This is a genomic window from Phyllobacterium endophyticum (assembly GCF_003010935.1).
In the GTDB taxonomy this organism is placed as follows: Bacteria; Pseudomonadota; Alphaproteobacteria; order Rhizobiales; family Rhizobiaceae; genus Phyllobacterium; species Phyllobacterium endophyticum.
The window spans coordinates 454,511-467,020 of the sequence record NZ_PGGN01000002.1 but is presented as its reverse complement, the minus strand read 5'-3'; the positions used below and the strand labels follow the sequence as shown (position 1 = coordinate 467,020).

Here is a 12,510-nt window from a genome sequence, read left to right as displayed (position 1 = left end):
ACCAATGAGACCATGATGTCAGTTCGAACGTTCAGCCTGCCACGCTTTCTCGTCGCCTTGTCGCGCGGTGCACTCGTTACGATGACCACCGCCGCACTCTGCATCGCGCCGGTCAGTGTCGCTGGCGCCCAATCGTCATCGGTACCTATCGTGCGCGACGCGGAAATCGAGGCTCTGGTGACCGATTACGCGGCGCCGATCATCAAGACCGCCGGTCTTTCCCGCAACGCTATCCGCATTGTTCTCGTCAACAATTCAAGTTTCAATGCCTTCGTCGACGGCAGGCGCATCTTCGTCAACACGGGTGCGCTGCTCCAGGCGGAAACGCCTAACGAGATCATTGGTGTCCTCGCGCATGAAACGGGCCATCTCGCCGGAGGCCATGAGTTCAAGCTGCGTGAACAACTGGCTGCAGCCAAGACTTTGGCAGTCGTGACCAGCCTGCTTGGCCTGGGCGCGGTCGTCGGTGGCGCCGCCGGCGGAGCAAGCGGGCTGTCCAAGGCAGGTATGGGGATTACCATGGGCGGCCCCGAAGCTGCCATGCGAAACCTCCTTAACTATCAGCGCACCGAGGAAATGGCAGCGGACCGATCGGCCATTACCTATCTTGCCAACACCGGACAATCGGCAAAGGGCATGCTGACGACATTCGAGCGCTTCTCCAATGCTCTCGCGCTTTCAGGTTCGAACATCGACCCCTATCGCATCAGCCACCCGATGCCGCGGGAACGCATTGCCAATCTCGAGACCCTGGCCCGGTCGAGCCCTTATTTCGACAAGCCGGATAGTCCCGCCTTGCAGCAGCGTCACGACCTGATGCGCGGCAAGATCGCGGCCTATACCGGAGGCGGCGCGAGCGTGCTGCGGACCTTCCGCAAAGATCCGCGCAATATTGGCGCGCGCTATGGCGACGCTATCGCAACCTATCTCAACGGATCTTCTCAATCCGCACTCTCCAAGATCGACGTACTGATAAAGGAACAACCGAAGAACCCCTATTTCCAGGAGATCAGGGGAGAGATTCTGTTGAAGCAGAACAAGGCAAGCGATGCAGCGAAAGCGTTTCAGAAGGCAAACGCGCTCGATTCACGCAAATCCAGTTTGATTCGCATGAGTTATGGCCGTGCGCTGATGTTATCGGGAACACCCGCCAATCTCCAGGCATCCATCAAGGAGATCAAGGCCGGGATCGCCAGCGACCGCGAATATCCGACAGGTTATGGCTATCTTGCGCAGGCCTATGCGCAAATGGGAGACATGGTCCGGTCGGATCTCGCCAGCGCCGAACAGAAATACTATTCCGGCAAGATTCAAGACGCGCAAATCTTCGCCATTCGTGCGCAACGCAGCTTGAAAAGCGGCACGCCCGAGTGGATACAGGCTCAGGATATTATCAGTGCAAAGCGTAAGTGAAGCCCATAGCTCATAGCGCAGCCGAATTGAAAAAGGACAGTCCATCATGACAAAAGTCGCGCTGCTCGGTGCCGTCGCCGGCCTCATAGGCGTTGCCGCACTTGCCCTCGGCTACCAGGCGGGCCGGTCTGGCGTGACCGTCGCAGACGCTGCGCCCGACGCGTCCGCCATCACGGCTTCGGCGGCCAACAAAGCGGAAGTCGAAGGCATCGTGCGGAGCTACCTTATCAATAATCCCGAGATCATGATTGAAGTCCAGACGGCGCTCAATGCCAAGCAGGAAGCTGCGCAGAAGGAAGCGTCTACCGAAGTCATTGGCGCGAACCGGGACAAGATATTTCAATCGCCGATGGATGCGGTTTTCGGCAATCCCGCCGGCGATGTCACGATCGTCGAGTTCTACGATTATAATTGTGGCTACTGCAAAAAAGCGCTGCCTGACATGGACGCTCTCTTGAAGAGCGATCCAAACCTGCGCTTTGTGATGAAGGAATTTCCTATCCTTGGCGCAGATTCAACGCGGGCTCATATCGTAGCAAAGGCATTCAAGGCTCTGATGCCAGACAAGTATCTGGAGTTCCACCGTGATCTTCTGGGCGGCGAAGGGCGGGCAACGGAAGCATCGGCGATGGCTGTCGCCGTCAAGCTCGGCGCAAACGAAGCCCAGGTTCGCGAGAAGATGCTATCTCCCGAAGTCACCAAGGCTTTCAACGAAAATTTCGAACTGGCCAATAGCCTGAGCATTACCGGAACCCCGTCCTATGTGCTGGGCAACGAGGTCATTCCAGGTGCTCTGGGCGCGGATGTCCTTGCTGAAAAGATAAGTCAAATTCGCAACAAATAGTCTGAATATTTACTTTTACCCCGCAAAACCGTTTGTGGACAAGCAATAACGGGGCTTTGCGGGGTTTTCGCTTGCCGATAAGCCGTCTATATGGGACCACGATTTCGCGAACCCGCCGGTAAATCATGAAACAGCAGATCTTTATCCTCAATGGCCCCAACCTGAACATGCTTGGTAAGCGTGAGCCAGGGATCTATGGCGCGGCGACGTTGAGCGACATAGAAGCCTTGTGCCGTGCCGAAGGCGACAATCTGGGCGTCGACATCGTGTTTCACCAGTCCAACCACGAAGGTGATCTGGTCAGCTGGATTCAGGAGGCAGGCGAGCAAAAGGCAGCGGTGTTGATCAACCCTGCCGCCTACACTCACACGTCCATCGCCCTGCATGATGCCATCCGCGCCGCTGGAATTACGCTGGTGGAGGTTCATCTTTCCAATATTCACGCGCGCGAGTCATTTCGCCATCACTCCTACGTTTCCTCTTTAGCCAAAGGGGTGATATGTGGCTTCGGGGTCGATGGCTACGTGATGGGCCTGCGCGCACTCGTCAAGCTGGCAGCGTCGCAGTAGCGGACGGCCACAAAGGTATAAGGGGCTTGAAAAAGCATGGCTAACAGAACCACCGGGATCGACAAGGTCATGATCCGCGACCTCGCGGAAATCCTGAACGAGACGGACCTAACGGACATCGAGATCGAGCAAGGCGACCTTCGCATTCGCGTCTCCCGGCAGATAACGATGCAGGCTGCGGCACCGGTCTACGCCCAGGCACCTGCGGCTTCTTCAGCGCCTGCCCCGGCGCCCTCGGCCAATCCGGTCGCGACCGCTGTCTCCGATCCGTCGAAGAATGCCGTTCCCTCGCCCATGGTTGGAACCGTGTATCTTTCCCCTGCACCCGGTGCCCGGGCCTTCATCGAGGTCGGATCACAGGTCAAGGAAGGGCAGACGCTTCTGATCATCGAAGCTATGAAGACGATGAATCAGATACCGTCTCCCCGTTCCGGTACCGTTACCGCCATTCTCGTCACAGACAGCCAACCCGTCGAATATGGTGAGAACCTGGTTGTGATCGAGTAGCGAGAGTATGATGTTTCAGAAAATACTCATAGCCAATCGCGGCGAGATCGCCCTGCGCGTGCTGCGCGCCTGCAAGGAGCTCGGCATCCAGACGGTTGCCGTTCACTCGACCGCCGATGCTGATGCCATGCATGTCCGGCTCGCTGATGAAAGTGTTTGCATCGGACCGCCTCCCTCGCGCGACAGCTATCTGAACATTCATCAGATCGTTGCCGCCTGCGAGATCACTGGCGCCGATGCCATCCACCCGGGCTACGGCTTTCTGTCGGAGAATGCCAAATTCGCCGAGATTCTCGAAGCCCACAACATTACCTTTATCGGACCCACCGCGGCCCACATCCGTGTCATGGGCGACAAGATCGAAGCCAAGCGCACTGCAAAGCGTCTCGGCATTCCGGTTGTCCCAGGTTCTGAAGGCGGTGTGACAGACGACAAGGAAGCAGCGCGAATCTGTGCGGAAATCGGTTATCCGGTCATCATCAAGGCTTCAGCCGGCGGCGGCGGCCGTGGCATGAAGGTGGCGATGAACGAAGACGAGCTCTCTATTGCCCTTTCGACCGCGCGCACCGAAGCTGGCGCGGCCTTTGGCGACGACGCAGTCTACATCGAGAAATACTTGCAGCAGCCGCGCCATATCGAAGTCCAGGTCATGGGCGATGGCTTTGGCAAGGCGGTCCATCTGGGGGAGCGCGACTGTTCGCTGCAGCGCCGCCATCAGAAGGTCTGGGAAGAGGCCAACTCGCCTGCACTCAATTCCGACGAGCGCGAGCGTATCGGCATGATCTGCGCCAATGCCATGGCTGACATGGGTTATCGCGGCGCTGGCACCATCGAGTTCCTTTACGAAAACGGCGAGTTCTACTTCATCGAGATGAATACCCGTCTTCAGGTGGAGCATCCGGTGACAGAAGCCATCACTGGAATCGATCTGGTGCACGAGCAGATACGCGTCGCCTCGGGCGGCGGATTATCGGTGACGCAGGACGATATTCGCTTCTCCGGACATGCCATCGAGTGCCGCATCAATGCGGAAGACCCGCGGACGTTCACGCCCTCGCCCGGCACCATCACCCATTGGCACACACCAGGCGGCCTCGGCATTCGTGTGGATTCCGGCGTTTATACCGGCTACAAGATCCCGCCATACTATGACAGCCTGATCGGCAAGCTCATCGTTCACGGCCGCAATCGCGTTGAATGCATGATGCGGTTGCGTCGCGCGCTCGACGAGTTCGTGGTCGACGGGATTAAAACTACGCTGCCCCTGTTTCAGGATCTGATCAATAATCCTGACATTGCCAATGGCGATTATGATATCCATTGGCTGGAACATTATTTGGCCGGTGACGCAGCTGACACTGCAGAAGAATAGGGCATGACGGGTAAGAACCCGCAAGACGCATTCAAGATTGACCCCGAACTGTTGCTGCGCGCCTATGCAACCGGGGTCTTTCCCATGGCCGAAGAGGCAGATAATCCGGAAATCTTCTGGGTCCGTCCGGAAAAACGCGGCATCATTCCCCTCGAAAATTTTCACGTCTCGCGCAGTTTGCGCAAGAAAGTCCGGCAGGGTCGCTTCGACATTCGCTACGATACCGATTTCGCGGGCGTCATAGCGGGCTGCGCCGGCGGCAGCGGCGAGCGCGCGCGTACATGGATAAATGCGCCGATCCGGGAAGCCTACGGCAAGTTGTTCGATCTTGGCTACTGCCATACTGTTGAAGCCTGGCAGGATGGAAGGCTCGTTGGCGGTCTTTATGGCATCGCACTTAACTCGGCATTTTTCGGCGAAAGCATGTTCTCGCGTGAACGGGATGCCTCGAAAGTCTGCCTCGTCCATCTTGTCGGTCACCTGATCGAACAGCGTTTCACGCTGCTCGATACCCAATTTACAACCAATCACCTGGAAAAGTTCGGTGCGGTTGAAGTTCCCCGGCGCCAGTACCAGAAGATGCTTGAAAATGCGCTGGCGCAGCCGGCCGCCTTCTGAAGCTCCGTTGCACCAGCCGCCTTGGCCCCCGTCCATATTCGGAATATTCTTGAATGAATGTCGGAAGGACGCATCTCCGTTCGTCCTTGATTCGGGAACCTGAAAACAAAGGAGAGCTATCGTGAGACTCAACGCGTATTTGAACTTCGACGGTCAATGTGAGGAAGCTTTCAACGTTTATGAGCGAGTCCTGGGCGGGAAGATCGACTTCATGGTCCGCTACGACGAGATGCCGGAAGGCAACATGTCGGCGCCGGAGCTGGCCAAGAACATCATGCACATCAGCATGAAGGTTGGAGACACTATCCTTATGGGATCCGACGCACCGCCACCCTACTTTCAGAAGGCACAGGGCATTAGCGTAAACATCAACACCGATACACCGGAAGAAGCGGAGCGCGTGTTTGCCGAGCTCTCCGAAGGCGCGACCAGCATCATGATGCCGATTGGAGAAACATCCTGGGCGGCTCGTTTCGCCATGTTCGTCGATCGCTACGGCACGCCCTGGATGATCAACTGCCCCAAACCGATGTAGGCCAAGATCGCTCGTTGATAGTGTAGCTCAATTGAGCTACACTATCGCGAATTCTAAAGGAGCACGACTATGGGTGCCACTGCATTTGTTCGAGCACGTATTGATGAAGCCGTGAAGGAAGAAGCGGCGGCTGTTTTGGCCGAAATGGGCCTCACAGTGTCAGACGTCGTACGAATTACGCTCACGCGTGTCGCCAAGGACGGTGCCCTGCCCTTCGAGCTCAAGGTTCCTAATGCTGAAACGCGTGCCGCCATGGAAGAGTCTCGCGAGATCATGAAGTCCCGCCGGCATCGTTTCGTAAATGCACAGGAACTGTTTGATGCTCTCGACGAAGAAATTGGACAAAAATAAACAAACGAGATTACCGCGCACTGTTGATTATTCAAAAAGATTTCTCAAGGATTGGGAGCGGCTATCCCGCACCGGCCGCTACAACATGCGTCATTTGAAGGAAGCCATGTTGACGTTACTAGCCAATGATGAGCCATTGGCACCTGAATGGCTTGATCATGCGCTAAATGGAGATTGGGCCGACCATCGCGAATGTCATATCGGTGGCGACTTCCTCCTGATATATCAAATTGAAGCAACTTCTATCACGCTCGTTCGCGCTGGGACACATGCCGAACTGTTCGATTAATTTTGGGTTCCGCCAGTCTGGGCGGAATCCGGAGCAGGAACATCCGACTTCTGCTTGCACGTCTTCAACCACACGTCATAGACGGGGTGCTCGACCGCGTTGAGGCCCGGGCTGTCAGCGAACATCCAGCCGGAGAAAATCTTGCGGATTTTCCGATCGAGAGTGATCTCGTCAACTTCGACGAACGTATCTGTCTTCGGTGTTTCCGTATCGGGGCGGGTATAGCAGACGTGCGGCGTCAGTTGCAGCGCACCGAACTGGACGGTCTCATTGATGTAGACGTCGAACGTGGTGATGCGTCCGGTAATCTTGTCGAGACCCGAGAACACCGCGATAGGATTTGAGATCTTTTCGGACGACTGGGCCGACGCGCCGGATACGGCACCGCATGAGCCAACGATTATCAGCCAAACGGCAAAAGAGCGAAATATCTGGCTGATCATGTCACTTCCGGGTTCAGCGAGCGCACAAGAGGATTCCTGCCGTCGATAAAGAGCAAATGTGGCAGAAGAAGACCGGGCTAGGAGCCCGGTGTCCACGCGTCATAATCGCCAGTGACGGTCGGGCGGCTGTCGCCACGGGCAATCGAGCCCTGGGGCCGGTAGGCAGCGGCAGAACCGGTAAGGTTGGGCTGGTGATTCTTTTCCCAGGAATGTGGTTCGTAGCTTTCCTGCGAAGGGGCTTTCTCCACCCTGTGGTGTATCCAGCCGTGCCAACCGGGAGGAATGGCTGAAGCTTCGGCGTAGCCTTTGTAAACTACCCAGCGGCGCTTGCGCCCTTCAGAATCGAACGTGCCTTCGTAGTAGATGTTGCCGAATTGGTCTTCGCCAACTTTCGTGCCCTTGCGCCATGTGAAGAAGCGCGTACCGAGTGTCGGTCCGTTCCACCACGTGAAAAACTGAGTCATGAAGGTCTTCATAGCAATCCTGCTTTGTCCATACCCCTTGAGGGTGCTTGGAAAGTCGCTGTAGGGAGACATTTGCGTGGTCCTCGAGTACCGGTACGCAGCGTACATCAAGCACGTGAGCCCCGGAAGCGCAGAAACCGCGTCAGATACCCGCCGCAGAAGACTTTTCCAACAGTCTCAATGGCAACTCGTCGGTTTATGGCCGTATCGTCGGCTGATGGCAAGGGTCAAGTTGCCGCTGGAGCCAGCCTCAATTTAAAGCCCCTATGCGTTGGTTCAAAACCCAGCCTCTCGTAAAATCGATGTGCATCCGGGCGTTTGTTGTTCGATGTCAATTGCACGATCGCGGCGCCATGCTCGCGACCGATGTCAAGGCAATGCTGGATCAGCTTCGCGCCGATCCCCTTGCCGCGCATGTCGGCTCGCGCCTGCACCGCTTCGATGACCATGCGCTTCCTGCCTCGCCCTGTGAGGGATGTAATGAAGGTTACCTGCGCTGTCGCGACGACTTCGGTTCCGGCCACGCCAACAAAAAGCAAATCATTTGGACTGGCTTCTATTGCTGCGAAAGCATGTTCGTAGAGTGGTCTCGCCGACAAATCGACAGTATCGCCGTGGCCGCCTATGGCATCATCCGCAAACAACGAGATTAGCGCCGGCAGGTCTTCGATCGTGGCCTGCCGGAAGAACACATCAATTATTGCTGTCACGGCGCCAACTCGTATCCGGAAAGCGATTTCTCCAGGACCAGCACAGGAACACCGGGCAGCATGGCGCCGCAACCCTCGATAACCTTTACGCGCTCATATCCTCTGCTCTCGTAAAAGCGCACTGCATTTTGATTCTGCTCGATGACTTCCAATTGCAACGCGTAGACGCCGGGAAATGCACTTTCCACCTCGGCGAGCAACAGTGAACCGACGCCCTTCGCCTGGTGCTCCGGATGAACATAGAGTTGATTCAAAACAGAAAGCTTGTGATCCTTCTGCGAGGCATATGCCATGCCCAGAATGTCGGCGCCATCATCGGCTAGGATGAATTCCGAGTAGGGCTTGGCGAGTTGTTTCTTCAATGCGTCAATTGAATGCGACGAGCTGGTGACCGCGTTGACCTTCTCGACACCATAGATGTCGTCGAACGTCGCGTGCCAGGTATGGACGAGCAGCTCGTGAACGGCCTCCAGATCTTCCTTCGTAGCGCTTCGGATCCACATCTACTCGGTGATCCCCAGTTTGGATTTGACCATATCGCTGAGAACCTGTGGGTTGGCTTTGCCACCCGTCGATTTCATGACCTGTCCCACGAACCAGCCCGCAAGGCTTGGCTTGGCCTTTGCCTGCTCCACCTTGTCAGGGTTCGCGGCGATGACGTCGTCGATTGCTTTTTCGATCGCCCCGGTGTCGGTGACCTGCTTCATGCCGCGGCTCTCGACCAGTTCACGCGGATCGCCACCTTCGCTCCAGACTATTTCAAACAAATCCTTGGCTATCTTGCCGGAAATCGTGCCCTCCTTGATCAGGTCGATCACGGCGCCGAGCTGTTCCGGCGAAACTGGCGATTCCTCGATGCCCTTGCCAGCCTTGTTCAAGGCGCCGAGCAGATCATTGATCACCCAGTTGGCTGAAAGCTTGCCGTCACGACCCTTTGCAACGGCCTCGTAATAATCGGCAATCGCCTTTTCCGTGACCAGAATGGAAGCGTCATAGACAGACAGGCCCAGCATAGAGACAAGACGCAGCTTCTTGTCGTCCGGCAATTCCGGCAGGTCGGCCTTTAGTTCATCGACATAGGCTTGCTCGAATTCCAGGGGCAGCAAGTCCGGATCGGGAAAATAGCGATAGTCGTGCGCTTCCTCCTTGGAGCGCATGGAACGTGTCTCGCCCTTTACCGGATCGAACAGACGCGTCTCCTGATCGATGGAGCCGCCATCCTCGAGAATGGCGATCTGGCGGCGCGCCTCATATTCGATGGCCTGTCCGACAAAGCGGATCGAGTTGACGTTCTTGATCTCGCAGCGCGTGCCGAATTCGCCACCTGGCTTGCGCACTGAAACGTTGACGTCGGCACGCATCGATCCCTCATCCATGTTGCCGTCGCAGGTGCCGAGATAACGCACGATTGTCCGCAGCTTGGTCAAGTATGCCTTCGCCTCGTCGGAAGAGCGCATGTCGGGCTTCGATACGATTTCCATCAGCGCCACGCCGGACCGGTTCAGGTCGACATAGGACATTGTGGGATTCTGGTCATGCAAGGACTTGCCGGCATCCTGTTCGAGGTGCAGTCGCTCGATGCCGATCTCGATATCCTCGAACTCCCCCTTCTTGTCCGGGCCGACCGAAATGATCATCTTGCCTTCGCCGACGATCGGCTGCTTGAACTGCGAAATCTGATAGCCCTGTGGCAGGTCCGGGTAAAAATAGTTCTTGCGGTCGAATATCGATTTCAGGTTGATTTGTGCTTTGAGGCCGAGCCCCGTGCGGATCGCCTGGCGCACGCACCACTCGTTGATCACCGGCAACATGCCCGGCATCGCGGCATCGACCAGCGATACATTCTCGTTGGGCTCGGCACCGAAGGTCGTTGATGCTCCGGAGAACAATTTCGAATTGGACGTGACCTGAGCATGAACTTCCATGCCGACCACGATCTCCCAATCGCCTGTGGCACCTGAAATAAAACGCTTTGGTTCTGGCGTACGCGTGTCGACGAGAGTCATGCTGGTGTGTAATTCCTGGCTAAAATATTGTCTTCGAGAGTTGTCGAAAATTCAGCCGGATGGACGACTGATACTGTTTGCGAAAACCGGGGCGCAGTGAACATTGTGGTCTCTGAATACCGGTAGCGCGAAAAATCGCATCAGATGTCCATCAGGATGAATTTGCAAAAAGTCTCAGGTACTGGCTAGTGCAAATGGCCTTATGAGGCAAGTGTTTCTCCAACACCAACTGGTTTGCAGCCGGGTTCCGTTGACACCTGCGCAGGTTTCCTATTCATTAAGTCATCAGATGACTTGAGGAGTTCCACATGCAGCCGGCCGCCCGCACAAATCTCGCGGATACCGCCATCCAGAATATTCGGGCCGAGATCGGCGCCAATCGCTGGCAGGTCGGGGAGCGCGTTCCCAACGAAGCGACGCTCGCCGAAATGCTGGGCGTCAGCCGCGGCACTGTGCGGGAAGCCGTCCGGGTCCTCGTTTCCCAAGGCATTCTGGAGACAAGGCAAGGCTCGGGCACCTATGTCCGCTCGGTGATAGACGCGGAAGACAGGCTGTTGCGAATAAGGCGGACTGGTCTGCGCGATCAGGTCGAGACCCGCTGTGCGCTCGAGGTAGAGGCAGCCCGCCTCGCCGCAACGCGCCATACGCCGGAGGTCATATCAGAACTTCGCCACATGCTTGCGGATCGCGGCGAATACATTCCGGCAGAGCACGACCGCTATGTTCGCCAGGACCTGGCATTTCACAAGGCAGTGGTCGCGGCATCCAAGAACAACGCCCTCATGGAAGTATATGAGTTCTTCTCGGCCTCAACACAGGAAGTCATCAAGGCGACTGTTACCGGCGAGCTTCCCGAACCCGATATGGCTGCCCATGCCGCCATCATCGATGCCATCGCATCCGGCGATCCGGAGAGGGCAACCTTCACCACAAGGGCATTCATGGCTCCCATTCTCCTGGAACTCGATCGGCTGTTGGCATCATGAACAAGCATTCGTCTCCTCCTGTGAACGACTTCATTGGCGATCAGCTGATAAATGCCGAAGCCGACAGCGTCCCCGAACCGCGCCCGCCGGTTTTCGCCAGCCGCGCCGCACAGATTGTTACGGGGCTGAGCCTTGTTCTCATTGCCTTCAATCTTCGCCCTGTCTTTTCCAGCGCTTCCGCAATTTTGCCGGAGATCATCGAACAGACAGGGCTATCGTCGCTCGGCGCCGGGGTTCTGACCACGCTGCCCGTTGTCTGCCTCGGGCTGTTCGCTCCACTCGCGCCGAAGCTGGCGCAGCGAATCGGAGCCGAGCGTACTCTGCTCGCAGTCCTGGTGCTGCTCGCCTTCGGCACCGCGTTGCGCGGTTTCGGTTCCCTTGCCCTGCTGTTCGCCGGAACCGCACTCGCGGGCGCGTGTATCGCGGTCGGCAATGTTCTGCTTCCTGGTCTTGTAAAGCGCGACTTCGCCTCGAGAACCGGCATGATGACCGGCCTCTATACGATGGCGCTGTGTGCCGGGGCAGCCAGTGCGGCCGGTCTGACTGTCCCCCTGAAGCACGCGCTTGGCGATTCCTGGTCTCTCGCACTGGGCGCTTGGGCACTGCCTGCCCTCCTCGTCGCGCTCATATGGTTTCCACACGCGTTCTTCAGAAAGGTCCGCACCAAACATGCCGGTTTCCGGGTCGAGGGTCTTTGGCGCGACCGTCTTGCCTGGCAGGTCACCCTGTTCATGGGCCTGCAATCTTCGCTGGCCTATTGCGTCTTCGGCTGGCTGTCGCCAATCCTGCGCGAGCGCGGTCTCGATGGCGTCACGGCGGGCGTCGTCGTTTCGGTGTCAGTCATGGCCCAGGTTTTCGCCTGCCTGCTCGTGCCTTCTATCGCGGTGCGCTGCAGGAACCAGCAATTTCTCAATGTTGGGCTCGTTGCGCTGGCGGTCATCGGCTTGCTGGGCTTCCTGTTTGCACCCATTTCCACAGTCTGGCTCTGGGCCATTATTCAGGGGCTCGGCCAGGGTGGTCTGATTGCAATCGCCATGACAATCATCGTGTTGCGATCGCCGAACGCTCATGTCGCCTCGCATCTTTCCGGCATGGCGCAATGTATCGGCTATATCCTTGCCGCGACAGGACCTCTGCTCGTCGGTCTGGTCCATAGTCTGACCGGCAGCTTCGCCGCCACCGCCGCGTTGTTCCTCGCGCTAGGGGCTGGAGCCGCCATATTCGGCTGGGGCGCAGGTCGATCCGTCCACGTAGGCGCAAAAACTACCGAACTCCCCTAGTCGCTCGCAAGACTGGCGCATCTTTTGCAGTCCCTCGGCGCGTGAGCGTCAACAGACCCTAGCGCTTTGCATCAGTCTGGGGCATCCTGATCGTGAAGATTATGTTCGTGGCAGGGAGGAACG

15 protein-coding genes and 1 pseudogene are annotated in these 12,510 nt (G+C 57.1%); 11 read left to right on the top strand and 5 right to left on the bottom strand.

Annotated features, from left to right (window positions below; genetic code table 11):
• Nucleotides 1-12: 12 nt before the first annotated feature.
• The 9 genes from CU100_RS10350 (at nucleotide 13) to CU100_RS10310 (ending at nucleotide 6,498) form a co-directional block, all read left to right on the top strand.
• On the top strand, nucleotides 13-1,413 hold the full coding sequence (locus CU100_RS10350; RefSeq protein ID WP_106717214.1) for a M48 family metalloprotease: 1,401 nt from the start codon (nucleotides 13-15) through the stop codon (nucleotides 1,411-1,413).
• A gap of 46 nt (nucleotides 1,414-1,459) precedes the next feature.
• Entirely contained in the window at nucleotides 1,460-2,257 is a 798-nt protein-coding gene (locus CU100_RS10345) for a DsbA family protein (protein ID WP_106716503.1), read from the top strand.
• Nucleotides 2,258-2,382: 125 nt separating this feature from the next.
• Nucleotides 2,383-2,826 (top strand): type II 3-dehydroquinate dehydratase, encoded by a 444-nt coding sequence (aroQ, locus tag CU100_RS10340; RefSeq protein WP_106716502.1) that lies wholly within the window; start codon nucleotides 2,383-2,385, stop codon nucleotides 2,824-2,826.
• Between the two features lie 36 nt (nucleotides 2,827-2,862).
• Nucleotides 2,863-3,333 (top strand): acetyl-CoA carboxylase biotin carboxyl carrier protein, encoded by a 471-nt coding sequence (gene accB / locus CU100_RS10335; protein ID WP_106716501.1) that lies wholly within the window; start codon nucleotides 2,863-2,865, stop codon nucleotides 3,331-3,333.
• Between the two features lie 10 nt (nucleotides 3,334-3,343).
• Nucleotides 3,344-4,705, top strand: coding sequence for an acetyl-CoA carboxylase biotin carboxylase subunit (gene accC, locus CU100_RS10330; RefSeq protein ID WP_106717213.1), 1,362 nt, complete (start codon nucleotides 3,344-3,346; stop codon nucleotides 4,703-4,705).
• A gap of 3 nt (nucleotides 4,706-4,708) precedes the next feature.
• Entirely contained in the window at nucleotides 4,709-5,323 is a 615-nt protein-coding gene (gene aat / locus CU100_RS10325; protein WP_106716500.1) for a leucyl/phenylalanyl-tRNA--protein transferase, read from the top strand.
• A gap of 121 nt (nucleotides 5,324-5,444) precedes the next feature.
• Nucleotides 5,445-5,858, top strand: a complete 414-nt coding sequence (locus CU100_RS10320) for a VOC family protein (protein ID WP_106716499.1) — start codon at nucleotides 5,445-5,447, stop codon at nucleotides 5,856-5,858.
• A 69-nt stretch (nucleotides 5,859-5,927) separates the two neighbouring features.
• Nucleotides 5,928-6,209 (top strand): type II toxin-antitoxin system RelB/DinJ family antitoxin, encoded by a 282-nt coding sequence (locus tag CU100_RS10315; protein ID WP_106716498.1) that lies wholly within the window; start codon nucleotides 5,928-5,930, stop codon nucleotides 6,207-6,209.
• Nucleotides 6,178-6,498: a type II toxin-antitoxin system YafQ family toxin gene (locus tag CU100_RS10310; RefSeq protein WP_106716497.1), complete on the top strand. Its 321-nt coding sequence runs from the start codon at nucleotides 6,178-6,180 to the stop codon at nucleotides 6,496-6,498. Before CU100_RS10315 ends, CU100_RS10310 begins: the two co-directional genes overlap by 32 nt.
• Here the strand turns inward: CU100_RS10310 and CU100_RS10305 are convergent.
• From CU100_RS10305 to gatB, 5 genes and pseudogenes are all read right to left on the bottom strand, one after another.
• Nucleotides 6,495-6,854 (bottom strand): annotated as a pseudogene (locus CU100_RS10305) (DUF2155 domain-containing protein); the annotation flags it as partial. The gene CU100_RS10310 and the pseudogene CU100_RS10305 overlap by 4 nt on opposite strands.
• 164 nt (nucleotides 6,855-7,018) lie before the next feature.
• Nucleotides 7,019-7,417 carry an NADH:ubiquinone oxidoreductase subunit NDUFA12 gene (locus tag CU100_RS10300; RefSeq protein ID WP_106716495.1) on the bottom strand — a complete coding sequence of 133 codons (399 nt, stop codon included), beginning with the start codon at nucleotides 7,415-7,417 and terminating at the stop codon, nucleotides 7,019-7,021.
• 215 nt (nucleotides 7,418-7,632) lie between these two features.
• The gene (locus CU100_RS10295) at nucleotides 7,633-8,115 is read right to left on the bottom strand and encodes a GNAT family N-acetyltransferase (RefSeq protein WP_106716494.1); all 483 of its coding nucleotides are present in this window, start codon (nucleotides 8,113-8,115) and stop codon (nucleotides 7,633-7,635) included.
• Nucleotides 8,112-8,618 carry a GNAT family N-acetyltransferase gene (locus tag CU100_RS10290; RefSeq protein ID WP_106716493.1) on the bottom strand — a complete coding sequence of 169 codons (507 nt, stop codon included), beginning with the start codon at nucleotides 8,616-8,618 and terminating at the stop codon, nucleotides 8,112-8,114. The genes CU100_RS10295 and CU100_RS10290 overlap by 4 nt, the downstream gene beginning before the upstream one ends.
• On the bottom strand, nucleotides 8,619-10,121 hold the full coding sequence (gatB, locus tag CU100_RS10285) for an Asp-tRNA(Asn)/Glu-tRNA(Gln) amidotransferase subunit GatB (protein ID WP_106716492.1): 1,503 nt from the start codon (nucleotides 10,119-10,121) through the stop codon (nucleotides 8,619-8,621). It lies immediately after the preceding gene.
• Nucleotides 10,122-10,429: 308 nt separating this feature from the next.
• On the opposite strand from gatB, the gene CU100_RS10280 reads away from it, so the two are divergent.
• Nucleotides 10,430-11,107 carry a FadR/GntR family transcriptional regulator gene (locus CU100_RS10280; protein ID WP_106716491.1) on the top strand — a complete coding sequence of 226 codons (678 nt, stop codon included), beginning with the start codon at nucleotides 10,430-10,432 and terminating at the stop codon, nucleotides 11,105-11,107.
• On the top strand, nucleotides 11,104-12,387 hold the full coding sequence (locus CU100_RS10275) for a CynX/NimT family MFS transporter (protein ID WP_106716490.1): 1,284 nt from the start codon (nucleotides 11,104-11,106) through the stop codon (nucleotides 12,385-12,387). Before CU100_RS10280 ends, CU100_RS10275 begins: the two co-directional genes overlap by 4 nt.
• Nucleotides 12,388-12,510: the final 123 nt, after the last annotated feature.